The organism is Brachybacterium kimchii (assembly GCF_023373525.1).
Taxonomy (GTDB): domain Bacteria; phylum Actinomycetota; class Actinomycetes; order Actinomycetales; family Dermabacteraceae; genus Brachybacterium; species Brachybacterium kimchii.
The window spans coordinates 2,976,009-2,998,222 of record NZ_CP097218.1 but is presented as its reverse complement, the minus strand read 5'-3'; the positions used below and the strand labels follow the sequence as shown (position 1 = coordinate 2,998,222).

Here is a 22,214-nt window from a genome sequence, read left to right as displayed (position 1 = left end):
CGAGCGGTCGGGTCGGTAGCGAGCTGACCGGACGCGAGCGGCGGCGGTCGACGGTCCGGTCAGAGCCCTTCGGGAAGGCCCGGTGGAGTGCGATCCCGCCGCCGCCTCAGTGTCCCGGTCCCACCCGGTACCGCGTGAACTGCGGGACGAGCACGCCGCAGGCGGCCACCCCGAGCACCACGAGCGCTCCGCCGAGGACGACGGTCAGCGGCGCGCCGAGCACGTCGGCCGCCGCGCCGTGGGCGACGTCGGCGAAGCGCGGGCCGCCCGCAACGACCACCAGGAACACGCCCTGGAGGCGACCTCGCACCGCGTCGGAGGCGGCTCCCTGCAGCATGGTCTGGCGGAAGACCATCGAGATCATGTCGGCGATGCCGCCCGCGGCCATGAAGGCGACGGCCGCGGCGAGCCAGGGCATCGCCCGGCCCCCGGCCAGCCACGTCGCGCCCCCGAAGCCCATCACCACCAGGCCCCAGACGCCGACGGCGATCAGCACGGCGAGGCCCACCCGATGCACACGGCCCAGCCAGCCGGAGAAGATCCCGCCCAGCAGCGCGCCGAGGGCCATCGCGACCGAGAGCGCCGCGAACTCCATGCCGCCCTGCGCGGGACCGCCGAAGCTCTGGTCGGCCAGCTGCGGGTAGAGCGCGCGCGGCATGCCGAAGACCATCGCGATGAGGTCCACCGCGAAGCTGACCAGCAGGATCTTGTGCTTCCAGGTGTAGACGAAGCCGTCGAGGATGCTGCGCAGTCCGGGCCGAGCGATGGCGCCCTCGGGCTTCGGCGCCGGCAGTCGCAGCACCGCCCAGAGCGTCGCCAGCAGGCAGACCGTGTCGATGAGGTAGAGCAGCGAGAAGCCCAGGAAGGGCAGCAGTGCTCCGCCGACGAGAGGCCCTGCGATCGCACCGAACTGGCCGACGGTCATGTTCAGGGCGTTCGCCGCGGGCAGCTGCTCGCGCGGCACGAGCGAGGGGATGAGCGCGGTGCGCGCTGGCTGGTTGACCGCGAAGAACGCCTGCTGGGCGGCGAAGATCCCCAGGATCACCCACACGTTGCGGACCTGCAGCAGCGCCTGCGCGGCGAACAGCCCGCTGGTGAGGATGAGGCCGAGAGTGGTGACCAGCAGGATCTTGCGGCGGTCGAAGGCGTCGGCGATCGCCCCGCCCCACAGTCCGAGCACCACGAGCGGCACCAGGCCGAACAGGCCCGTGAGCCCCACGTACAGCGAGCTGCCGGTGAGCGCCCAGAGCTGGGCGGGCACGGTGATGATCGTGATCTGCGCGCCGATGACGGTGATGATGTTCGCCTGCCACAGCCGCTTGAAGTGCAGGTTCTGCAGGGGACGGGTGTCGGCGAAGAGCCCGCGGGCGCGCGAGCGGAGAGTGCGCGGAGCGGTCGGCGAGGAGGCCGACTCCGGTGCGGGTGCGTCGGGAGCCGGGTCGAGCGCGGGCGTCTTGGAGGTCGGATCCGGCGGGTCGTGGGGGTCGACGGTGGGCGTGGCGGGTCCTTCGGAAGCGGATGGGCGGGAAACTATGGGCGGGAGGCGGCGGGGCGGTGCATGCGAGAGCCCCCGCGATCCGGGGATCACGGGGGCCGATGCTGCGGTCCTCGCACGATGCTAGTCGCGCCCTGCGACGGCGGGCGCCGCAGGGTCAGCCCTGCGACTCCTCCGGGGCGCTGATGTTCACCTGCCACACGATCCCGAAGCGATCGGTGAAGGAGCCGTAGAGGTCGCCCCACATCTGCTTCTCGAGGGGCATGGTCACCGTTCCGCCCACGGAGAGCTTCTCGTAGGCGCTGCGCAGGACCGGCTCGTCGTCGCCCATGAGCGAGAGGGTCACGTTGGTGCCCTGCTGGAAGGGAGGGCCCATGCCCTCGATCGTGTCCGAGACGTAGAGGCGGATCAGCTCGGTGACCTCGAGGGATCCGTGCATGATCTTGTCGGCGTTCGGGTCGCCCTCGGGCACGGCGTGGAACTCGCCGAAGGTCGCGAACTGCGGGGTCGCACCGAGCGCCTCGCCGTAGAACTCGAAGGCTTCACGGGCGTTCCCCGCGAAGTTCAGGTAGGGGTGGAGTGCTGCGGGCATGGCGTCCTCCTCGACGTCGGCGCCGGCAGGATGCCGGTCACGCGAGCCAGCCTAGCGGCGCGCCCCGACGAAGGAACCGCCGCGCCGGGAGGAGGGGTTGACGTCAGCGCTCCCGGCGGCAACCATATGGTTGCATGGCACAGATGAGAGACGAGATCACCCGGAGCATCGACATCGACGCGCCCCTGGAGGCGGTCTGGGCGCTGGTCTCCGAGCCCGGCTGGTGGATCAACGACGGAACTCTCGGCGGGCACCGCATCGAGCGCGACGGCTCCACCTGCCGGGTCCACGACCCGACCCTGGGCACCTTCCCTGTCGGGATCGAGGTGCTCGACCCTCCGCACCGGGCCGTGTTCACCTGGCTCGCCGGGGAGCGGGGCGACGGCGAGCGCGATGCCGGGATGCCCAGTACGCGCATCGCGTTCGTCCTGGCTGAGGAGCAGCCCGGGACCGTCACGCTCACCGTCACCGAGTCCGGGTTCTCCGCGATGACGACGGAGCAGCACGAGCGGAACTACGGGGACAACGTCTCGGGCTGGGAGCTCGAGATCTCCCTCGCCCGCGACGCGCTCGAGGCACAGGGCTCGCACGAGGGGCCGAGCCCGCAGGAGGGTGCGGGTGCCTGAGCGGACAGAGCAGCACGAGACGCACGCCGCCTCCGCGGAGGTGCTCAAGGCGCTCGCCGACCCCGTGCGCCTGCAGATCATGGACAGCCTCGCGGAACATCCCCGTGGCGTCACCGATCTCGCGCGCACTCTGCCGATCACGCGCCAGGGCACCGCCAAGCACCTCGGAGTGCTGCGTCGGGCGGGCCTTGTGGAGACACGGCCGGGGCCGACGGGCGAGAGCTATCGCGTGATCCCGGCCCCCGTCGACGAGGCGTCGCGCATGCTCGCCCGTGCCGCTGATCGCTGGACCACGCAGCTCGAGCTCCTGAAGCAGGCCGCTGAGAGCGCTGCGGGCGGCAGCGGCGCCCCGGAGGCCGCCGAGGAGGCCGACGGCGGTGTGCGCCCTGCCTCGCCCGACTCCACGTCTTGAGCGCTCAGCTCTCCCGCAGCGCGGCGACCCGTGCCTTCTCCAGGGCCTCGCGCTCCGAGATGCCGAGCTGCCGGGAGGCGGCCTGGACGTCGCGGAACTCGGGCTCTCGCCGCACCACGCGGCCGGAGGAGTCTCGTGCGACCTTCACGCGCACGGGCTGTCCGTCCACCTCGACCTGCTCGAAGGAACGGGTGCGGATCGAGCGGTCGACGCCGAACCGGCGCACGCCGAGGCTGCCCGTCAGGTCCATGATCAGGGACGACGCGGACTCCTCATCGCCCTCGCGCACGAGCGCGTGGACCGTGATCCCGGGCCGCCCCTGCTTCATCACGATCGGCGTCAGCCACGCGTCCAGCGCGCCCGATCCGAGCAGACTCGTGATCACGCCGGGCCACAGACGCGGATCGAGATCGTCGACGTTCGCCTCGAGCTGGATCGCCGCGCGGGGGGTCGCGTGCGCGTCGGCCGCGTCGGCGGTCGCACCGTCGTTGGACTCATCGCCCGCGCCGGCGCGAGAGCCGGCGGCGCCCACGCCGCCGGTCGTCGTTCCGTGTGCGCGCCCCGGTGCGGCGTCGCGACCCACCATCACCCGCACCACGTTCGGGCGTCCCGGGGTGTCCTTGGTGCCGGCGCCGATGCCCACGGTCTCGACGGTCAGCGCGGGCTGGGGGCCCGCGGTCTGCGCGAGCGCCCGCACGAGGGCGACGCCGGTGGGCGTCGCGAGCTCGCCGATGCCGGGCGCGACGCCGGGGGGCACCGGTCGCGACGGGTGGGCGTGGGGCCCGCCGACGACGTGCGGCGCGAGCTGCTCGTCCGCGTCCGAGCCGGTGCCGGTGCCGGCAGTCGGGTCGGTCGGCGCCTGGGCGTGGGGGTCCGGATGGCCTGCGACGACGGCTTCCTGGATGGAGTGGGAATGGCCGACGCCGTCGCCGCTGACCACGTGCGGCAGGTGACGGAGTCCGTAAGGATTCTCGTGGTCGTCCGAGCGACCGTGGTCGTGGTCGTGGTCGTGGTCGTGGTCGTGGTCGTGCCCGCTGTGTCCGTGGGGATGCTCGTGCCCGTGCGAGTGGTCGTGGTCGTGTTCGTGGTCGTGCGCATGCGCGTGATCGCCGCCGTGGTCGTGGTCGTGACCCGGGCCGTGGCTGTGCCCGTGCGAGTGGCCGCGGGAGGGGAGCAGCTCGCCGGCGACCGTCGGCCAGCCCTGTGCGAGACGCACCACCGCCGGCACCGGCACCGGGATGTCGCCGTGGGCCGCGCGGATGCGCCCGGATCCGACGGCGATGACGCTGCCCACCGCTCCCGCGATCCCGAGCTGCCGCCACGCCTCGCAGGCGCCGATCACATCGGCCAGGGAGTCCAGAGCCCCCACCTCGTGGAAATGGATCTGCTCGGGCGGGAGGCCGTGGGCGAGGCCCTCGGCGTCGGCCAGGCGCGAGAACGCGTCCAGGGCGAGCTCGAGGGTGCGCACGGGCGCCGTGCCCTCCGCGCGCGCTGCCTCGAGCATCGTCCGGATCGATGACCAGGTGCGATGGGGCGGATCCTCGACCAGCAGCTCCACGTCGACCTTCGTAGCCTGCTGCCCGCAGCGGTCGACCGTGCGCCGACTGAAGCGGACGGAGCCGGGGATCAGCGCGTCGAGCACGGCCTGGACCGCGTCGAGGTCCGCCCCGGCGTCCACGAGCGCGCCCAGGAGCATGTCACCGGCGATGCCGGCGGTCGCGTCGATGTAAGCGGTCCTGCCGTCGACGGCGGGGCTGGTGGGGGGAAGGTCCGGCTGCGCGCTCATATCGACCGATGCTAGTGGGCACGGCCGGGAAGAGCCCCCTCTGGTTCCTCGGGTCGCCTCGCCGTAGGGTGATGAGCCCGGAGCGAGGAGGCCCCGATGTCGTATCCCGTGCTCAGCTGCACCGCCCTCGATGCGCGCGACTGCCGCGCGCTCGCCGAGTTCTACCGCGAGCTGCTCGGCCTGCACTACCGCGAGGGCGACGACCCTCCGGCCGACGGCGCGGCTCCCGACGACTCGGACTGGCTCGTCCTGCTGGACGACCAGGACCGTCGCGTCCTCGCCGTGCAGGAGAAGACGGACCTGCGGCCCTCGACATGGCCCAGCGAGGAGATCCCCATGCAGCTGCACATGGACTTCCGCGTGAGCGACGCCGACGAGCTCGAGACCCAGCGCGCCCGCGCGGAGTCCCTCGGCGCGCGGCTGCTCATGGACCGCTCCGACGATGCCGACGAGCCGCTGTACGTCATGGGCGACCCCGAGGGGCACCCGTTCTGCCTGCTCGTGGGGTGAGACCCGGAACCGAAGAGGTGCACCTTGACCCTGCCACCGTGTCAGCCGCGAGGGTGAGCCCATGGCCGAGATCTCGCATCTGATGAGCATCGGGCAGTTCAGCTCCCTGAGCAGGCTGTCCGTGCGCATGCTGCGCCACTACGACGCCCACGGCGTCCTGGTGCCCGCAGAGACCGACGCCTGGACCGGGTACCGCCGCTACGCGCCGGCGCAGCTGGCCGACGCGGCGGACATCCGGATGCTCCGGGACGTCGGCTTCGGCGTCTCCGCCATCGGAGCCCTCCTCGCCGTCCGCGGCACCCCGGCCTGGTCCGACGCCCTGCGGCTGCAGCGCGAGACCCTCGTCGAGGAGCTGCGCGCGTCCCAGGGAAAGCTCTCCCTGATCACCCGCCTGCTCGACGAAGGAGAGCCCACCATGTCCATCACCCTGACCCGCACCACCGTCCTCGCCATGACGGCCGTCGCCCTGCGCGGCACCGTCCCGACCTACTCCGACGAGGGTCGGCTCTGGCAGCGGATGATGCCGGCGCTGTCCGCCCAGAGCATCGTGCCCGTCGGCCCCGGCGGCGTCATCGAGCACGACGACCAGTACATGGACCAGGATCCGGACCTGTCGATCTTCCTGCCCGTGCCCGCGGGCACGGAGGCCGCGGACGAGCTCGAGATCCTCGAACTGCCTGCGCGCGACTGCCTGGTCGCGCGCGTCACCGGCGCCTACGACCAGATCAGCGAGGCCCACGACCTCATCAACGAGCGTCTGGCCTCCGAAGGCCTCGCGGCGCGCGCGGACGGCACGCTCGCGGGTCACGCCTTCAACATCTACCTGAACTCGCCCGATCAGGTGAGCGAGGAGGAGCAGCTGACGGATGTCTGCCAGCCGCTGGCCTGAGCTCAGGCCGCTCCGGCCTCCGCGCGGATGAGGGCGTGCGCCTCGTCCAGGCGCTCCCAGACGTCGGGCCGCTGCGGGTCGACGACGATCGAGAGCGGCCCGGCGTAGCCGGCGTCGGCCATCAGGCGCAGGCAGGCCCGGTAGTCCTCCGCGTCGAGCGACCCGTCCTCGCCGAAGCCCGCCTTGGCCTGGCAGGCCTCGGCGAGCGGCGCGACGCGCGCCAGGTCGGCGTACTTGTGCTGGCCGGTCCAGTTCCCGAAGTCCGCGAGGAAGCCGATCGCACCCTCGCACCGGTCGAGCAGCTCGAGCGTCGAGTCCGCGTCCAGGAGCAGGCCCTGCCAGTTCTCCACGAGCACGCGGATCCCGTCGTGGTCCGCCGCGAGCGCGCGCAACGCTGCGGCGCTGCGGGCGATGGTCTCGGGGGAGGACGGCTGGTCCCCGGCGCTCACGCGCACCTTCGGGGCGCCGAGCTGCTCGGCCACGCCGATCCAGTCGTCGATCCAGGAGCGCCAGCGCTCGCCCTCGGCCGGATCGGCGAGGTCGCCGTGATCCACGAGGAAGCACTCGAGCGCGACCCCCGCGTCGGTGAAGGAACTGCGCAGGTCATCCAGGTATCCGCGGTCCGTCGAAGGCAGGGAGAAGTGGCAGATCTGTGCGCTCGCGAAGCCGTGCGAGGCGAGCAGCGCGGGCAGGTCCAGCAGGGCGACCGGGTCTGCCACCCCGTCGGTGCGGCCCTCGAGCGCAGGCATCGTCCCCGGTGCCGCGAAGCTCCCGAGGGTCCGGAACAGCGACCACGTGTGGATGGCCTTGGTGGAATCGATGGTCATGTCCGCTCCTGGCTCGACTGCGCGTCCTCGTGCGCGGTCCAACCTATCCCTCGCTCGCGCCGTGTCCTGGTCAGGATCGGGGGCCGGGCTCGTGCGGAGAGCGCTTCGCGAGCGCGACCACGTAGCGGCAGCCGCCTTCGCCCTCGCTGCGGAACGAGGTGGGGGAGGGAGGGCCCAGAGTCAGGCAGTCCCCGGGGCCGAGCGTGTGCTCCGAGGTCCCCTCGATGACGCGGAGCGTGCCCTCAAGCACCCATACCTGCTGGTCGAGGGCGCGGTAGGCGCCGGCCGGATAGTCGACGCGCGCCCCCTGCGGGAGCAGGACGTCGACCAGCTCCAGGCGGGAACCGCTCGGGGAGACGGCCCGACGCGCGTAGCCGGTCTCGGGGTCCGTCCAGGTCGGCTGCGCCTCGGCGCGGCGCACGCGGGATCCGTCGGTCTCGGCGCGCGCGATGAGCTCGGAGAGGGTGAGGCCGAGCCCGGCGGAGAGCCGGGCGAGGAGGGCGGCGGTGGGCTGCGCCTCGGCCTGCTCGATGCGGGCGATCATCGCCCGGGACACCCCGGAATCCTCCGCCAGGCGCGCACGGGTGAGCCCCTGCTCCTCCCGGGCGGCACGGACGATGCGTGCGAGGGCGACAGCGAGATCCTCGGCCATGGGACTCCTTGACACGATAGTGGTTTCATAAGACTACTATGTGAGCATGACGTCGAAGAGCGGACCCTCCCGCAGCGCGCGGACGACCACGGCGCCGAAGGGTGCACAGCCGTGGGGGATCCGCCCCGCGGGCGTCGAGGACGCCGCCGCCTGCGCGGAGATCTACGCCCACTACGTGCGCACGACGGCCGTCACCTTCGAGACCGAGCCGCCGGACGCGGCGCAGATGGCGCGGCGCATCGAGAGCGCGCGCGAGCGCTACGTCTGGCTCGTCCTCGAGGAGGAGGGCCGCGTGGCGGGCTACGCCTACGCGGGAGCGTTCAACCCGCGCGAGGCCTATCGCTTCACGTGCGAGGTGAGCGTCTATCTCGCGCCCGACCAGCGCGGATCCGGGCGCGGTCGCGCGCTCTACGAGGCGCTGCTGCCGGCGCTGCGCGAGCGCGGGCTCCGCCGGGCGATCGCCCTGGTCGCGCAGCCGAATCCCGCGAGCGACCGCCTCCACGCGTCGTTCGGCTTCACGCCCGTGGGCACCTTCACCAAGGTCGGCTGGAAGCTCGGCGCCTGGCACGACGTCGCCTGGTCCGAATTGGACATGGCCCCGGAGGACGACGACATCAGGGAACCGCCCCCGCTGCGCTGAACTGCGCTGAGCCCCGGCGGGCGTCGGCCGATGGCAACACACCGTCCCCACATGGCAACGCACTGTCCCCGCATGGCAACACCCGGACCTCTGCTTGTCCCCGCCGAGGCCACGGCGCATAGTGGAGCGATGAGCCAGAGCAGCACGGCGTCCCGGACCGACGCCAGTCCCCGGGCCAGTGCGTCCGGGCAGGACGGGGCGGCGCAGCCCACCATCCATCCGATCCCCGAGGGCCTGGCCGAGCGCGCCGCGCAGATCGGCGGCGCCGGCGGGATCCTCACCCAGGAGCAGATCGACGCCTTCGTCGCCGACCAGCTCGCCGCGAGCGACCTCGACGGCAGGAGCGTCTGCCTGATCATCCCCGACGGCACCCGCTCCGTGCCCCTGCCCCGCGTGCTGCCCGCGATCCACCGCGCGCTCGCCGGACGCGCCCGCTCCGTCACCGTGCTCATCGCGCTCGGCACCCACGCCGCGATGAGCGACGAGGCCATCGGGCGGCTGCTCGGCTCCGAGCCCGGACACCCCGAGCGCACCTACCCCGGCTGGGAGGTCGTCAACCACGCCTGGCACGACGAGTCGCAGATCGCCGACCTGGGCGAGATCCCCGCCGAGCGGATCTCCGAGCTCACCGGCGGTCTCCTCGAGGACACTCCGATGCGCGTGCAGATCAACCGCCTCGTCGTCGAGAGCGACGTCGACCTGATCGTCGGCCCGGTCTTCCCCCACGAGGTCGTCGGCTTCTCGGGCGGGAACAAGTACTTCTTCCCCGGCTGCTCGGTGCACGACGTCATCGACATCTCCCACTGGGTGGGCGCGCTGATCACCGCGAGCCGCATCATCGGCACCCTCGGCATCACCCCGGTGCGCCAGCTCGTCGACGCCGCGAGCGACCTCATCGAGACCGAGAAGCTGTGTTTCGCGATGGACGTCGCCGAGGGCGGCGCCGACCTGGGCGCCATGTCCTTCGGCGATCCGCAGGCCGCCTGGGCCGCGATGGCGAAGATCTCCGCGCGCACCCACATCACCTACGTCGAGAAGCCCTACCAGCGGATCGTCGCGATCGTCCCCGAGATGTACGAGGACATCTGGACCGGCGCGAAGGGCTTCTACAAGTCCGAGCCCGTGTGCGCCGACGGCGGCGAGGTCATCATCTATGCCCCGCACATCACCGAGGTCGCGGGCATGCACCCCGGTCTGCGCGACATCGGGTACCACAACATCGAGTACTTCACGAAGCAGTGGGACCGCTTCAAGGATCACCCCTGGGGCGAGCTCGCGCACTCCACGCACGTGACCGGCCTGGGCACCTACGATTCGGAGACCGGCGAGGAGCGCAACCGCGTGCGCCGCGCCTTCGCGACGTCGATCCCCCCGGAGGTCTGCGCCGAGTACGCCGTCGAGTACGTCGACCCGGAGTCGCTGGACTTCGAGGCGCTGCGCGCGGACCCGGACACCCTGGTCATCGACCATGCCGGCGAGGTCCTGTTCCGCCTGGCGAGCGAGAGGGACGGCCAGTGAGCGCCCTGCCCGCCTCCTCCGCGTCCCCCGCTCTTCCTGCGTCTCCCGCGCCGTCGGCGTCCCCCGTCGCGCCGGGCGGATCGCCGTCGGCCGACGGGGCCGGCGCCTGGTCGGGGGCCATGACCCCGGAGGCGCTGAGCGGGGAGACCCTGCGCCTGGCCGACGCGGTCGCCGCAGACCTCGAGGGAGTCGAGCGACTCGGCGTCGCCTACTCGGGCGGCGTCGACTCCGCGACGCTGCTCGCGCTCGCCGTCCGCGCCCTCGGGCCGGAGCGGGTGGTGGCGCTGCTGGGCGTCTCCCCGTCCCTCGCCGCGCGCGAGCGCACGATCGCCCATCGCGTCGCGGACCTCATCGGTGCGGAGGTCGTCGAGATCCGGACCCACGAGGGCGAGCGCGAGGAGTACCGGCGCAACGACGTCGACCGCTGCTTCTACTGCAAGGACGAGCTGTTCACCCGGATCGACGACGAGGTCGCCCGCGAGCTCGGGCTGGACGCCGTCGCCTACGGCGAGAACGCCGACGACGCCCAGCGCCCCGACCGGCCCGGCGCCGAGGCAGCGACCCAGCACCGCGTGCTGCGACCCCTCGCCCGCATCGGCATGGTGAAGCCGCAGGTCAGGGACGTGGCGCGGGTGCTCTCGCTGCCCGTGGCGGACAAGCCCGCCGCCCCCTGCCTCGCCTCCCGCATCCCGCACGGGCAGGAGGTCACCCCGGAGAAGCTCGCCCAGATCGAGCAGCTCGAGGCCGCCCTCATCGACGCCGGGTTCAGCGACTGCCGCGTGCGCCATCACGGCGACATCGCCCGCCTCGAGCTCCCGGCCGACGAGCTGCCCCGGGCCGTCGCCCCCGGGATCCGCGAGCAGCTGCAGCGCGCCGGCAAGGACGCGGGCTTCCGCCACGTCGCCCTGGACCTCGGCGGCATGCAGTCCGGCGCCTTCACCCTGCAGATCCTCAACGCGCGGGGGAGCCTGTGAGCGGGTCCGCCGACGGCGTCATCGACGGCCTGGTCACGCTGGACCTCGACCGCGCCCGGCGCCGAGGAGCACCCGAGGCCGTGCTGTGCGACGGCAAGACCGTCGCCCAGGTCGGCGCCATCGCCCGCGAGTACGCGCGGCTCATCGCCGCGCACGACGCCCGGCCTGTGCCGGATGTCGGAACTGCGCCTGACGAGCGAGCGGCGCCCCCCGGGGCAACCGCGCCCGCGGGGGAGACCACGCGCGACGAGGGACCTGCGCCGCTGGGCCCGATCCTCTTCACGCGGGCCGACGAGGAGCGCGCTCACGCCGTCCTCGAGGCTCTCCCCGACGCCCATCACGATCCCGAGGCGCGCCTGCTCGCGTGGCCTCCCCAGCCGCCCGCCCCGAGCGGCGGCCTGGTGATCGTCGCCTGCGCCGGCACGAGCGACCTGCCAGTCGCCCGCGAAGCACTGCTCACCGCACAGCACCTGGGGCGCCCCGCCCGACTCATCGCCGACATCGGCATCGCCGGCCTCCACCGCCTGCAGGCCCGTCTCCCCGAGCTGCGGGAGGCGGCGTGCGTCATCGTCGCCGCGGGCATGGACGGCGCCCTGCCCACCGTCGTCGCAGGTCAGGTCGCTGCTCCCGTGGTCGCACTGCCCACCTCCGTGGGCTACGGCGTGGCGGCGGGCGGCGTCACGGCGGCCCTCACGATGCTCTCCGGCTGCGCCCCGGGCATCGGCGTGGTCAACATCGACAACGGCTACGGCGCCGGGCATCTCGCCGCCCAGATCGCACGCTGGGCTCCCGGGCCGGGCACCGATCCGGGCACCGATCCCCGCGGCTGAGCACCGCTGCCCCCGCGCAGGCAGGGGAGGTGGTGATGCGCCGGTGGACTGCTCGGCTGAGTTGTCGTCCACCGGCGTATAGCGGACCTCTCTGCCAAATACGGCAGAGATGTCCGCTATATGCCCTCGCACGACACAGGCCCCTGCAACGCCGACCGCCGCACGGTCGCACCGGCCCGCCGTCGCACCGGCCCGCCGTCGCACCGTGGACGTCGGTCGCACCGTGGCCGTCGTCCGCGTCGTCCGCGTCGGCCCCCTCAGTGCCTGCACGGAACAGGTTGCCGAAGGCCGCTCCCTTGTGAGCCGAGTCTCGTTACCCGCAGGTCGGGTGGTTCCTCTGCCGCCCCTCTGACCAGCGCCGCGGCCCGGCAACGTGGCAACTCATGGCACGGCATGGGGCACCTGGGTGCAGTGGAGCACACACTCGGGCGTGGTCCTGCGCCGCCGGGCGAGCCCCCGGAAGGTGAGCCATCGACGTGCTCCCGTGGAGCAGGATCCCGCGGCGTCCGACGCCGCCACCCCGCGCACCGCAGCACGAGCGGAATCGCATCGAAGGAGATGACATGACACAGCCACAGCCCGCCGGCCCCGGCGACCCGTCGCCCGAGGCGCTGCGCGCCGCCCGGCCCGATCCGCGCGCCGCCATGGAGCGGCTGCCGTTCCGCAAGGTCTTCGCCTACGGCGCGGGCGACGCCGGCTGCAACACGGCCTTCGCCTTCGCCGGGAACTTCCTGCCCCTGTACTTCATCACCGTGCTGGGCCTGCCCGCCGGCGTCGTCGCGACGATCTCCCTGGTCGTGCTGATCTGGGACGCCTTCGCCGACGTCATCGCCGGGCGCATCGTCGACTCCACGATGACCCGCTGGGGCAAGTTCCGCCCGTTCATCCTGTTCGGCAGCCTGCCGCTGATGATCATGACGGTGCTGCTGTTCACCATCCCCCACATGGGCAGCCAGGGTCTGACCGCCGTGGTCGCCGCCGTGATCTACGCGGTGTGGGGCTTCGTCTACTCGATGGTGAACATCCCCTATGGCTCGCTCGCCCCCGCGATCACCCAGGTCGCCGAGGACCGCGGCAAGCTCGGCGCCGCCCGCACCTACGGCGGCCAGATCATCACCCTGCTGCTCGTGCTCGTGATCTCCCCGCAGATCAACCAGCACCAGGGCGACGCTGACGCCCTTCAGCACTCCATCACCATCAGCGCGCTCGGCTTCCTGGTCCTGGGCATGGTGCTGTTCATGATCACCTTCTTCGGGGTGCGCGAGCGCGTGTTCCGCGAGACCCCCAAGCTCAGCGTGCGCCAGTCCCTGCGGGTGATCCGCACCAACCGTCCGCTCGCGTTCCTGTGCGCCTCGAGCGTGATCTTTCTGGGCGGGATGTACGGGATGCAGGCGGTCGCCGCCTTCTTCACCACCTTCGTGCTGGGCGACGCGACCCTGTTCATCTGGCTGACCCTCGCGGGCGTCGTCGCGAACCTCGTGATCGCGCCCTTCGCCCCGAAGATCATCGGCAGCATCGGCAAGCGCCGCGGCTACCTGCTGGGCTGCACGGCGTTCGTGGTCGGCGGCATCATCATGCTGCTGCTGGGCCACGTGTTCGCCTTCGCGCTGCTGGGCTACTTCCTCATCAACCTGGGCGTGGGCCTGAACAACACCCTGATGTGGGCCCTCGAGGGCGACACCGTCGAGTACGGCGAGTGGAAGAACGACGATCGCGCCGAGGGCGCCACCTACTCGCTGTTCTCCTTCGCCCGCAAGATGAGCCAGGCCGTGGGCCGCTACCTCGCCCTCAGCTTCATCGCCCTGTTCGGCTTCATGTCCGGGTCCGACGCCGTCGCGACCGCCACGAACGCCTCGGACCACGTGCGCCTGGGCCTGTCCCTGGTCATGGGCGGTCTGCCGATCCTCATGGGCATCCTCGCCGCGATCGTCATGAAGTTCTACCCGATCGACGAGAAGACCTTCAGCACCATGGTCGAGGAGCTCCACGAGCGCCGCGAGGCCGAGGGAGCGGGAACCGGGGCCTGACCGAGGTCGGTCCCGCACCCGCACGCACGTGCCTACGGCGCGGCGGCCAGGAAGTCCCAGCGCGAGAGATCGCTCGCGAAGGGGTCGGGGTCGCGCACGGGCGGACGCTCGGACGTCTGCCGGATCGCGGTGATCGCGTCGGTGCGGAACCCGCGCACGCCATCCCGCAGTCGGCACCAGCCGACGAGGATCCAGTTGCCGCGCACCAGGATCATCCCCAGCGGCTCGACCGAGCGCTCGGTGCGCTCGCCCGTGCGGGGGTCTCTGTAGGCGAGCTCGACCACCCTCGGCTCGACGAGCACCTCGCGGACGACGCGGGCCACCTCGTCCTCCGTCGGGACGTCGGGGGCCATGAGCGCCACGCGCGCGGCGAACGTGCGCCCCTGCGCCCGCTGCTGCGGACTCATCGCGGCGAGCACCTTGTCCCGCACTCGGCCGGCATCCCGGGCGAGCGGGGAGCCGTGCATGACGCCGAGGCCGGCGAGCACGGCGAGAGCCTCGGACGGCGTGATCGCCAGGGGCGGCAGGGAGTAGTCCCGGCCGATCGCGAAGCCTCCCGTGCGCCCCGGGACCCCGAAGATCGGGACACCCGCCTCCTGCAGCGCACGGATGTCCCGTTCGATCGTGCGCGTGGAGACCTCGAAGCGCTCGGCGAGGCGCGGCACGGGGATCGGCTGCTCGGCCCGCGCGCGCAGGAGGTCCACGAGGGCACGGTGACGGTCGCTGCGCTTCACGGGACCACGGTAGGCGGACAACGGGGGAAACCGGTCCGGAAACACCGACACACAGCTGTCGTCGATGCCCCGTTCCCTGGAGTCTCCACGCAGGTGACAACGCCCTCCAGGAGGAGCCATGACCGACACGCACACGCCTCGCGGACTCGCCGAGACCTATTTCCTCTGCTGGCGCCGTCGCGACTTCACGGACCTCGCCCCGCACCTCGCCGACGAGGTCGCCTTCGACGGCCCGCTCGCCTCCGTCCGCGGGAGGGAGGACTGCCTCGAGGGGCTCGTGGGGCTCGCCAGGGCCACCACTCATCTCGAGGTGGAACGGCGATTGGTCGACGAGAACGATGTCATGACCTGGTTCTCGCTCGGCGTGGGCGGCTCCGAGCCGACGCCGGTGGTCAACTGGTGCCACGTCGAGGACGGCCGCATCCGCGCCATCCGGGTCGCCTTCGACCCCCGGGGGATCCTCGCGGCGGGGTGACAGCGCGCGCCATGCCTCGAGGTCGGGCCCGTGCCTGCCTCGGGGTCGGGCCCGCGCCCCGTCGTCCGTCGTGCTCGTCTCCCGGGCTACCCTGGGACCCTGCCGCTGGTCGGCCGACGGAGTCCCAGGGAGGCACAGGATGACGGAGAAGGAGCACGTCACCATCTATGACGTGGCCCGCGAGGTGGGGTGCGCCCCGAGCACGGTCTCGCGCGCCTTCTCCCGTCCCGGTCGCGTCAGCGCCGCCACCCACGCGAAGGTCATGGATGCCGCGCGGCGCCTCGGCTACCGCACGGACGCCCCCGACCAGCAGGAGCGGCAGGGCAGGCAGGGACGGCTGGGCGTCGCCGCACCCGATCTGTCGAACCCCTACTTCGCCGAGGTGCTCTCCGGCATGCAGGAGGCCGCCCACGTCGCCGAGTACCTGCCGATCCTCCTGGACTCGGGTGAGGACGAGGAGCGCGAGCGCATCTCCCTCGAGCGCTCCCTCGAGGTGGTCGACGGCATCGTGCTCACCGGCACGCGACTCTCGGACGCAACGCTCCTGCAGCTGGCCAAGCGCGTGCCGATCGTGGTGCTGAACCGTCGGGTGGCCGGCCTGGACTCCGTCACGCCGGACTACGAGCACGGCATCAGCCAGGCGGTGGCGCACCTGGCCACGCATCACGTGCGCACCGTGACCTACGTGGCCGGTCCCGCGAACTCGTGGTCCGACGGCGAGCGCTGGCGCTCCACACGCACCATCGGCACCTCCCACGGCATGCGCGTGCACCGCATCGGCCCGTTCCCCCCGACCTCCCGCGGCGGGGAGGACGCCTTCACCGAGCTCATCGAGTCCACGCGCGGCGCCGGCGACCCGCTGCCCGACGCGGTGATCTGCTACAACGACCTGCAGGCTCTGGGCCTTCTGGTCGCGGCCCTGCGCAGCGGCATCCGGGTTCCCCAGGAGCTGCAGGTCATCGGCCACGACGACATCCCGCTCTCGCGACTGGTCGGGGCCGGCCTCACCACCGTCGCCGCGCCCAAGCGGGAGCAGGGACGCGTCGCCGTGGACCGCATCGTGCGCCGCATCCGCCAGCCCTCCAGCGTGAAGGGCCCCGTCGAGGGCGCCCTGCCGGTGCGCCTCGTGGTGCGCGGCAGCACGGGCGGGCGCGACGGTGCCGCCTCTCACGACAAGCGCTGATCCCCTCGTCCGGCGGCCGTCGGGACCCTCGAGCGGCGCTCAGGGCAGCAGCGCGTGCACCCAGGGTGTCTCCGCGGGCACCAGCTCGCGCGGCACGGGTCGGGGTACGGGTCCGCCGGGCACGGGGATCGCGGTGATCGCCATCCACCCCATGCCGTCCGACGGGACCAGCCCCGGCACCTCGCGCATCATCGCCCACTCCTCGCGCATCGTGAGGTGGGAGTCGATGAGCAGCTCGTCGCCGTCGGCGCTCGCGTCGATGAGCGCGGCCAGGCACGCCTCCTTGTCGGCGCGCGAGCTCGGGCCGACGTAGGGGCGCGAGCGCAGCGAAACCTCTCGCGCACCGCCCTCGTCGTCCTCGGCCGGCCACACCAGGACGGCGGCGACGAGCCGGCCGTCCCGTCGCAGTGCTCGACTGCGGCCGCGGTCCCAGGTGGACGGTGACTGGGGATCGTGGTCCTCGCCGAGCTCGACGAGAAGCGACTCGCGCGGCGCGGTCGGAGACCAGGACGCGTGCTGGTCGATGTAGTGGTCGACCTCGAGCGCGAGCAGGTCGCCCGGCTCCTCGGCGAGCGCGGGACCGATCTCGGCGGAGCCGACCGGACCGTGCCGCGCCGCCCACGCGCGCATCTCGGGACCGACGACGTAGCGCCACGGTGGCGTGACCTGCACGGCGATACCGCCGAAGCGCTCCGCGAGCTGCTGATCGGCGACCTGGTGCTCAAAGATCTTCATCCGGGGAGGCGCCGTCGAGGCGTCGACCTGCGCCCGCAGCAGCGCATCGTCCACGCCCTGGCCTTGGAAGTCAGGCGCCACCTCGAGAAGCATGACGCGCGAGCCCGGGTGCACCGTGTTGTCGACGGCGCGGCAGTGGCCGACGATGCGTTCGCCCGAGCCGCTGGGCGCGACCGCGACGAAGGAGCGCCGGTTGCCGCCCGGTCGCCAGCGGTCCTCGATCAGATCGGGGAAGGCGCCCGTGAAGGCGGCGACGTCCTCGGTCGTCGCCGGGCGCACGCTGACCTCCGTCGGACCGCCGTTCATGCCGGTGCCCCGTGCTGGGCGAACGCCCCGCCGTCGGCGAAGACGCGCTCGACGAACCGCTCGGCGATGCGGGCGTGCGCCTCGGGGCCCGGGTGGAGGGCATCGGGCAGCGGCAGCTCCGCCTCGTCCTGCGCACCGTAGAGATCGAGGCCGTCGATGTGGTGCAGCTGCGGATCCTCGCGGGCGGCGCAGACCTCCGCGAGCACCTCGCGGACGGCGGGCAGGTCCAGCCGACCGCCGGCAAGGTCGGCCGGATCGCCGGTGGACATGAAGCGGATCTCCCCGCGTGCGAGCGCGTGCGGATCCAGGGCGCTGGGCCCGGGAGTCCCTTCGAACAGGCTGCAGTGGAGCGGTGAGACGAGCACGAGGGGCGTGTCCGGGTGGCCCTGGCGGATCGTGTCGAGGAAGCCGTGCATGGCGGGGACGAGCGCCCGCCGGCGCATGATGTCGCCTCCCACCAGGTTGATGCCCAGCTTGAGGCTGATGACGTCGGCCGGAGCGTCCCGGATGACCTGTGCGACGGGCGCGTCGACGAGGGCGCTGCCGCCGAAGCCGAGATTGCGCAGGTCCGCGCCTACGGCACGGGCGGCGCGCACCGGCCAGGTCCCCAGCGGGGTCGCGGCGTTCGAGCCGTGGCTGATGGAGCTCCCGTGGTGCACCCAGCGCGGCCCCGAGGGGGCGACGGGGCGCACGAGCGGCCGACCGGTACCCGTGTCGGCCTCCGCGCGGAGGGAATCCAGCAGGATGCCCTCGCTGTACGGCAGCCACAGCTCCACGCGGTGCGTGCCGGGTCGGAGCTCGATGCGGGAGGTGTGCGCGGGGCCGGGGCTGAACGACGACTCCCCCGTGGAAGGGTCATTGATGACCAGCGTGCCGCCGGTGAGGACGTCGTGGGAGACCGCCTCGCCGTCGATGACGACGTCGAGCACGCCGCGCGGGCGCTCGGCCGTGGGGAACGCCGCGCGGGCGCTGCGCAGGGTGAGGTCGAGGGCCCGGGCGTCGGTGTCCAGCACGAGCCGCACGCCTGCGGGCTGCTGCTCCATGGCCATCAGCCTGGGCTCGGGCCAGAGCCGCCGCAGCCAGGCGGGCAGGCGATGGACGCGCACTCCGTGGGCGGTCCGCTCGAGTTCCGCGTGGCCGTGGAGGAGGGGGTCGGTGATGTCGATGGTGTGCACCCGGTCAGACTGTCACGGCCCGCCGGCGTGCGCAGGGCACTTCGGAGCGCAGGGGACTTCGGCGTGCGCCCGGCACTCACCGGGGCTGGTGGGCGGGCCCCTCAGAACCTCCGCTGTATGTCGGCCACCTCGTCGTCCGCCCGGAATCCCGCGGAGAGGTAGGTGGGCACCGCGCCGGAGAGGGAGCTCGGCGTGCACACGAGCGCGCTCGAGGCGCCCATCGCCCGCAGCGCATGGAGCGCGGAGAGCGTGATCCCCCGGCCGAACCCGCGTCCGCGGTGCTCGGGGTGCACGGCGACGGGCTCGAGCAGCCCGGGCCGGCCGGCGCCCGCCGACCAGACCGTCGCGATCGCGACCGCCGCATAGTCGTCGTCGCGGCCGAGCAGCGTGAGCGACGAGCTCGCGAGCGGGGTCGCGGCCATCACGGTCCAGTCCCGGGCGCGCCCTCGCAGCTCGGCGGGCGAGGGGTCGCGCCGTCGGAACGCGGAGAAGTGGACGCGCGCCCACTCCTCGACGGGGGAGAGCCGCGCGGGCAGGCCCTGGTCGGTGGGCCGGCCGCCGTCCGGGTCCGCTGCATCGGGGGTCGGTTCGTCCTCCGTGAAGTCCGGGGCGGACTGCGGGTCGACGACATCGGCGGAGGCCAGCGCGTCGCTCATGTCCGGCATCGGACCCAGATCCAGGCGGAGCGGCGTCCAGAGCTCGCCCTCCTCCCAGGCATCCGCCGCGAGGGTGCGCCTGAGCGCGGCCGCGCCGCGCGCCTCGACCGCACCGGGGCCCGCGTCGAGGATGCAGTGCGAGGGATCGGCCAGATCGCTCGAGATCCGTCGGGCCAGGGCCGCGTCGTCCTCCGCGCCGGGGGCGAAGGCCAGACGCAGCAGGTCCGGGCCGTCGAGCAGCCCGATCGCGACCGGCACGTCGTCCAGCTCCCAGACCCGGGTCGCCGCGGCGGTCGCCGCCAGCCCCTTCATGCTGTGCCAGCCCAGGTCGCCGGGGTGCAGCTGCAGCGGTGCGTCGTCCCGCTGCCAGGTGGCGAGTGCGTCGGCGGCGAGGAGCAGCTCGGGGACGCTGGGGGCGCGCAGTGTCGGGTCCATGGCACAAGCACACCGCGTCCGGGCTCGCGAGGCAATCCGAGAGCCGGACGAGTGGGCCATCAGGCGACGTCGGCGAGGATCTCGAAGCGCGCGAGGCGTTCGCGGTAGTAGTCGGCGTGCGCGGCGACCGGCTCGATCGTGCTGCGCACCGGGATCGGCGCCCGCTCGGCGTCGGGCACGGTCTGCTCGAGGGCGAGCAGGGCGGCGCCGCGCATGGTGGAGCGGGAGATCGCGACGTGGTCGATGGGGGTCTGCAGGGCGTCGGCCAGCAGGTGCAGCCAGGCCGGAGCGTTCTCCGTCATGCCGCCGGAGAGCACGATCCGCTGCGGGGCGCCGCCGACCTCGCGCAGTTGGTCGGCGATGCGCAGGTAGGACAGGGCAAGGCCCTCGAAGCAGCCGCGCAGCAGGTCCTCGGCGGTGGTGGACGCGGAGACGTTCGCGAGGACCGCGCGGGCGCTGTCGCGCCACTTGGTGCCGCGCTCGCCGGAGAGGAATGGCACCACCAGCGGGTTCCCGGCCTGCGGGGCCGCACCGAGCAGGGTCTCGGTGTCGATCTGGGAGACGTCCTCGGGGATCGCGAAGCGGGTGCGGGCGAAGTCGAGGACGCGGCCGGCGTCGCTCATCGCGGAGCCGACGAGGGTGCGGCGCGCATCGACGCGGTAGGCCCAGAGACCCCCGGGCAGGGTGCCGGTCTCGGTGTCGAGCAGCTGGCGGATCGCGCCGGAGGTGGCGGTGGAGATGCCCCAGGTGCCGGGGCCGACGGCGCCGATCCCGAGGTTCGCGGTCAGGCCGTCGCCGACGACGGGGATCCAGGTGGCATCGGCCAGCGCGGGGATCCGCTGCGCGAGCGGGGTGCCCGCGACCGGCTGCCCCTGGGAGGGGTCGCGCGGGGCCCCGAGCAGATCCGCGGAGACCCCGGCGGCCTCCAGGAGCTCGGGAACGTACTCGCCGGTGCGGCGGTCGATCATCCCGCCCCAGGCGGCCGACGCGGTGCCCAGCACGCCCTCGCCCAGCAGCTTCAGGGCGACGTACTCGCCGAGCGCCATGAACGAGCTCGCGCGGGAGAAGACGTCGGGGTGCTCCTCGCGCAGCCAGCGCAGGCGCGGCGCGTTGTACGAGGAGTGCAGGCGGGAGCCGGTGCGGTCGTGCAGGGCGACGGCGTCGAGCTGCTCGCGCAGGGCGGTGACCTGCTCGCGGCAGCGGGTGTCCGCGTAGGTGATGCACGGGGTGAGGGCGGCGCCGGAGGCGTCGACCGCGATCAGCGAGGAGGCGAACGTGTCGACGCCGATGCCGACGACGGGCCCGGGCAGGGCGCCGTCGAGGACGGCCTCCATGGCCACGCACAGCTCCTCGACGACCTGGTCGGCGTCGATCGTGGAGGTGCCGTCGGCGGCGGTGGTGAACGCATGCTCGACCTTGTGATGGCGCGTGCCGACCTCGCGTCCGGACGCGTCGTAGACGGCGGCGCGGCTGCCGCCGGAGCCGACGTCGAGTCCGACGACGAAGGGGCCGACGGCGTCGTCGGTCGGGATCGAGAAGCGCGGGGTCACAGGTCCTCCAGCAGGTGGGCGTCGCGATGCCCGGCTGCTCCGGGCGCGCTGCCGTGCGGCGTCACGGCACGGCGATGCGCTCCAGGATAGGGAAAGGGCGGCCGGACGCGCGCTCGCGGCCGCCTGTTGCCGCGGGGCGGGTGAGCCATGGGTCGGTGGTCACCCGGCGCTCTCACGGGACGGCGGCCCCGCATCTGTCGCCGGGCGCATCAGGACATGCACGTTCCGGTGTATCGATCGAACAGGGCCTCCTGGGCCGCATCCACCTCGTCCGTACCGGCGTTGATCACCGCGGTCGCGTCGTCGATGTTGTCCAGTGCCTTCTGCAGGTAGTTGCGCCACGTCGTGAGGTCGTCCTCGAGATCGCTCGGCGGGTCCTCGATCTGATCGACGAGGTCCAGCCGCTGCTGGACCGTCGTCGCGTCGACCATCTCGGGGATGACCGGGGTGAAGACCGTCGCGGCGAGGTCGGTGTTGTCATTCAGCACCTCGCAGAAGTCGCCCTGTCCTGCGCCGCAGCCGGCAAGGGTGAGGGCGAGGACGGGTGCGAGGAGCAGGGGGCGGGTGGGACGGGATCGCATGGTCACGATCCTATGAGGACGCATGGCGGGTCCTCACGCCTCCGGCGCTGCCCCGTCCGGATGGCCGAACTCCTGGGCGAAGCGCGCCCGCAGCTCCTCCCAGCCGTGGTCCATGGCCTCCATGCCCACGATGCGCTCCTGGTCGAGGCCGCTGAGCTGGGCGTCGAGCACCGCCAGGCACACCTGCCAGCCGGCCGCGAAGTACTGGGCCTGCTGGACGTCGGGCAGGCCCACCTGGATGTCCAGTCGGCCCTCCTCGATCATCCAGCCCATCGTGGCGTCGCCCCAGCGGTGGGTGAGCGCGTGCTGGCCGGCGGTCGCGAGGACGTCGGCCGTGACCGGGTCGTCCTCGGGGTTCTCGCGGCTGAGCGCGGGGCCGACCTCGGTGAGCGGACGGTCGGGGACGACGGGGGACCAGCGGGCGAGCTGCTCGGGGTCGGTGATCGCGCGCCACAGCTGCTCCTCGGTGCCCGCGATGTCGACCTCGAGGATCAGGGTGTCGTCGGCGATCTCGGCGCGGACGGGCAGGTCGCGGATGCGGGTGTCGATGTCGACGGGGTGCGTTCCCTCGGCGCCGGTGCTGTCGCTGCTCATGGGGCCTCCTCA

At 72.9% G+C, this 22,214-nt stretch carries 23 protein-coding genes; 11 read left to right on the top strand and 12 right to left on the bottom strand.

Going from position 1 to position 22,214, the window contains the following annotated elements:
* Nucleotides 1–106: 106 nt before the first annotated feature.
* Together M4486_RS13725 and M4486_RS13720 are read right to left on the bottom strand one after the other, a co-directional pair.
* Nucleotides 107–1,588 carry an MFS transporter gene (locus tag M4486_RS13725; RefSeq protein ID WP_249477809.1) on the bottom strand — a complete coding sequence of 494 codons (1,482 nt, stop codon included), beginning with the start codon at nt 1,586–1,588 and terminating at the stop codon, nt 107–109.
* A gap of 64 nt (nt 1,589–1,652) precedes the next feature.
* Nucleotides 1,653–2,087 carry a VOC family protein gene (locus tag M4486_RS13720; RefSeq protein WP_249477808.1) on the bottom strand — a complete coding sequence of 145 codons (435 nt, stop codon included), beginning with the start codon at nt 2,085–2,087 and terminating at the stop codon, nt 1,653–1,655.
* Between the two features lie 134 nt (nt 2,088–2,221).
* Between M4486_RS13720 and M4486_RS13715 the strand changes: the two genes are divergently transcribed.
* Nucleotides 2,222–2,713, top strand: a complete 492-nt coding sequence (locus tag M4486_RS13715) for an SRPBCC domain-containing protein (RefSeq protein ID WP_249477807.1) — start codon at nt 2,222–2,224, stop codon at nt 2,711–2,713.
* Entirely contained in the window at nt 2,706–3,125 is a 420-nt protein-coding gene (locus tag M4486_RS13710; protein WP_249477806.1) for an ArsR/SmtB family transcription factor, read from the top strand. The genes M4486_RS13715 and M4486_RS13710 overlap by 8 nt, the downstream gene beginning before the upstream one ends.
* Nucleotides 3,126–3,129: 4 nt before the next feature.
* Here M4486_RS13710 and larC read toward each other — a convergent pair whose 3' ends face one another.
* The gene (gene larC / locus M4486_RS13705) at nt 3,130–4,911 is read right to left on the bottom strand and encodes a nickel pincer cofactor biosynthesis protein LarC (RefSeq protein ID WP_249477805.1); all 1,782 of its coding nucleotides are present in this window, start codon (nt 4,909–4,911) and stop codon (nt 3,130–3,132) included.
* A 96-nt stretch (nt 4,912–5,007) separates the two neighbouring features.
* Between larC and M4486_RS13700 the strand changes: the two genes are divergently transcribed.
* Both M4486_RS13700 and M4486_RS13695 read left to right on the top strand, forming a co-directional pair.
* Entirely contained in the window at nt 5,008–5,421 is a 414-nt protein-coding gene (locus tag M4486_RS13700; protein ID WP_249477804.1) for a VOC family protein, read from the top strand.
* Between the two features lie 61 nt (nt 5,422–5,482).
* On the top strand, nt 5,483–6,310 hold the full coding sequence (locus M4486_RS13695) for a MerR family transcriptional regulator (RefSeq protein ID WP_249477803.1): 828 nt from the start codon (nt 5,483–5,485) through the stop codon (nt 6,308–6,310).
* Nucleotides 6,311–6,312: 2 nt separating this feature from the next.
* Here M4486_RS13695 and M4486_RS13690 read toward each other — a convergent pair whose 3' ends face one another.
* Together M4486_RS13690 and M4486_RS13685 are read right to left on the bottom strand one after the other, a co-directional pair.
* Entirely contained in the window at nt 6,313–7,137 is an 825-nt protein-coding gene (locus tag M4486_RS13690; RefSeq protein WP_249477802.1) for a sugar phosphate isomerase/epimerase family protein, read from the bottom strand.
* A 70-nt stretch (nt 7,138–7,207) separates the two neighbouring features.
* Nucleotides 7,208–7,789, bottom strand: coding sequence for a helix-turn-helix domain-containing protein (locus M4486_RS13685; RefSeq protein ID WP_249477801.1), 582 nt, complete (start codon nt 7,787–7,789; stop codon nt 7,208–7,210).
* Nucleotides 7,790–7,835: 46 nt separating this feature from the next.
* Here M4486_RS13685 and M4486_RS13680 point away from each other — a divergent pair, with 46 nt between their 5' ends.
* From M4486_RS13680 to M4486_RS13660, 5 genes are all read left to right on the top strand, one after another.
* Nucleotides 7,836–8,429, top strand: a complete 594-nt coding sequence (locus M4486_RS13680; RefSeq protein ID WP_249477800.1) for a GNAT family N-acetyltransferase — start codon at nt 7,836–7,838, stop codon at nt 8,427–8,429.
* A 129-nt stretch (nt 8,430–8,558) separates the two neighbouring features.
* Nucleotides 8,559–9,947 (top strand): lactate racemase domain-containing protein, encoded by a 1,389-nt coding sequence (locus M4486_RS13675; RefSeq protein WP_249477799.1) that lies wholly within the window; start codon nt 8,559–8,561, stop codon nt 9,945–9,947.
* Nucleotides 9,944–10,921 (top strand): ATP-dependent sacrificial sulfur transferase LarE, encoded by a 978-nt coding sequence (larE, locus tag M4486_RS13670; protein ID WP_429798302.1) that lies wholly within the window; start codon nt 9,944–9,946, stop codon nt 10,919–10,921. Before M4486_RS13675 ends, larE begins: the two co-directional genes overlap by 4 nt.
* Entirely contained in the window at nt 10,918–11,751 is an 834-nt protein-coding gene (larB, locus tag M4486_RS13665; RefSeq protein WP_249477798.1) for a nickel pincer cofactor biosynthesis protein LarB, read from the top strand. The genes larE and larB overlap by 4 nt, the downstream gene beginning before the upstream one ends.
* Before the next feature lie 563 nt (nt 11,752–12,314).
* Entirely contained in the window at nt 12,315–13,778 is a 1,464-nt protein-coding gene (locus M4486_RS13660; RefSeq protein WP_249477797.1) for a glycoside-pentoside-hexuronide (GPH):cation symporter, read from the top strand.
* A 32-nt stretch (nt 13,779–13,810) separates the two neighbouring features.
* On the opposite strand, the gene M4486_RS13655 is transcribed toward M4486_RS13660, so the two are convergent.
* Nucleotides 13,811–14,512: a helix-turn-helix transcriptional regulator gene (locus M4486_RS13655; protein WP_249477796.1), complete on the bottom strand. Its 702-nt coding sequence runs from the start codon at nt 14,510–14,512 to the stop codon at nt 13,811–13,813.
* Between the two features lie 118 nt (nt 14,513–14,630).
* On the opposite strand from M4486_RS13655, the gene M4486_RS13650 reads away from it, so the two are divergent.
* Together M4486_RS13650 and M4486_RS13645 are read left to right on the top strand one after the other, a co-directional pair.
* A complete protein-coding gene (locus M4486_RS13650; RefSeq protein ID WP_249477795.1) occupies nt 14,631–14,987 on the top strand; it encodes a nuclear transport factor 2 family protein in 357 nt (118 codons plus the stop codon).
* A 139-nt stretch (nt 14,988–15,126) separates the two neighbouring features.
* The gene (locus M4486_RS13645) at nt 15,127–16,170 is read left to right on the top strand and encodes a LacI family DNA-binding transcriptional regulator (RefSeq protein WP_249477794.1); all 1,044 of its coding nucleotides are present in this window, start codon (nt 15,127–15,129) and stop codon (nt 16,168–16,170) included.
* Nucleotides 16,171–16,209: 39 nt separating this feature from the next.
* Here M4486_RS13645 and M4486_RS13640 read toward each other — a convergent pair whose 3' ends face one another.
* The 6 genes from M4486_RS13640 to M4486_RS13615 all read right to left on the bottom strand — a co-directional run bounded on the left by M4486_RS13640 (nt 16,210) and on the right by M4486_RS13615 (nt 22,202).
* Entirely contained in the window at nt 16,210–17,211 is a 1,002-nt protein-coding gene (locus M4486_RS13640; protein WP_249477793.1) for a GNAT family N-acetyltransferase, read from the bottom strand.
* Entirely contained in the window at nt 17,208–18,386 is a 1,179-nt protein-coding gene (locus tag M4486_RS13635; RefSeq protein ID WP_249477792.1) for a GDSL-type esterase/lipase family protein, read from the bottom strand. Before M4486_RS13635 ends, M4486_RS13640 begins: the two co-directional genes overlap by 4 nt.
* A 101-nt stretch (nt 18,387–18,487) precedes the next feature.
* On the bottom strand, nt 18,488–19,477 hold the full coding sequence (locus tag M4486_RS13630; protein WP_249477791.1) for a GNAT family N-acetyltransferase: 990 nt from the start codon (nt 19,475–19,477) through the stop codon (nt 18,488–18,490).
* A 59-nt stretch (nt 19,478–19,536) separates the two neighbouring features.
* Nucleotides 19,537–21,027: a gluconokinase gene (locus tag M4486_RS13625; protein ID WP_249477790.1), complete on the bottom strand. Its 1,491-nt coding sequence runs from the start codon at nt 21,025–21,027 to the stop codon at nt 19,537–19,539.
* Nucleotides 21,028–21,236: 209 nt separating this feature from the next.
* Complete coding sequence (locus M4486_RS13620; RefSeq protein WP_249477789.1) at nt 21,237–21,608, bottom strand: hypothetical protein; 372 nt, start codon at nt 21,606–21,608, stop codon at nt 21,237–21,239.
* Between the two features lie 33 nt (nt 21,609–21,641).
* Entirely contained in the window at nt 21,642–22,202 is a 561-nt protein-coding gene (locus M4486_RS13615; protein WP_249477788.1) for an SRPBCC family protein, read from the bottom strand.
* Nucleotides 22,203–22,214 lie beyond the last annotated feature (12 nt).

Excerpts from the sequence above, each read along its gene's own strand:
- M4486_RS13645 (WP_249477794.1), top strand. The coding sequence starts at position 15,127 with ATGACGGAGAAGGAGCACGTCACCATCTATGACGTGGCCCGCGAGGTG.
- M4486_RS13640 (WP_249477793.1), bottom strand. The coding sequence starts at position 17,211 with ATGAACGGCGGTCCGACGGAGGTCAGCGTGCGCCCGGCGACGACCGAG.
- M4486_RS13680 (WP_249477800.1), top strand. The coding sequence starts at position 7,836 with ATGACGTCGAAGAGCGGACCCTCCCGCAGCGCGCGGACGACCACGGCG.
- M4486_RS13620 (WP_249477789.1), bottom strand. The coding sequence starts at position 21,608 with ATGCGATCCCGTCCCACCCGCCCCCTGCTCCTCGCACCCGTCCTCGCC.
- M4486_RS13630 (WP_249477791.1), bottom strand. The coding sequence starts at position 19,477 with ATGGACCCGACACTGCGCGCCCCCAGCGTCCCCGAGCTGCTCCTCGCC.
- M4486_RS13695 (WP_249477803.1), top strand. The coding sequence starts at position 5,483 with ATGGCCGAGATCTCGCATCTGATGAGCATCGGGCAGTTCAGCTCCCTG.
- M4486_RS13715 (WP_249477807.1), top strand. The coding sequence starts at position 2,222 with ATGGCACAGATGAGAGACGAGATCACCCGGAGCATCGACATCGACGCG.
- M4486_RS13650 (WP_249477795.1), top strand. The coding sequence starts at position 14,631 with ATGACCGACACGCACACGCCTCGCGGACTCGCCGAGACCTATTTCCTC.
- M4486_RS13615 (WP_249477788.1), bottom strand. The coding sequence starts at position 22,202 with ATGAGCAGCGACAGCACCGGCGCCGAGGGAACGCACCCCGTCGACATC.
- M4486_RS13690 (WP_249477802.1), bottom strand. The coding sequence starts at position 7,137 with ATGACCATCGATTCCACCAAGGCCATCCACACGTGGTCGCTGTTCCGG.
- M4486_RS13700 (WP_249477804.1), top strand. The coding sequence starts at position 5,008 with ATGTCGTATCCCGTGCTCAGCTGCACCGCCCTCGATGCGCGCGACTGC.
- M4486_RS13660 (WP_249477797.1), top strand. The coding sequence starts at position 12,315 with ATGACACAGCCACAGCCCGCCGGCCCCGGCGACCCGTCGCCCGAGGCG.
- M4486_RS13675 (WP_249477799.1), top strand. The coding sequence starts at position 8,559 with ATGAGCCAGAGCAGCACGGCGTCCCGGACCGACGCCAGTCCCCGGGCC.
- M4486_RS13720 (WP_249477808.1), bottom strand. The coding sequence starts at position 2,087 with ATGCCCGCAGCACTCCACCCCTACCTGAACTTCGCGGGGAACGCCCGT.
- M4486_RS13685 (WP_249477801.1), bottom strand. The coding sequence starts at position 7,789 with ATGGCCGAGGATCTCGCTGTCGCCCTCGCACGCATCGTCCGTGCCGCC.
- larC (WP_249477805.1), bottom strand. The coding sequence starts at position 4,911 with ATGAGCGCGCAGCCGGACCTTCCCCCCACCAGCCCCGCCGTCGACGGC.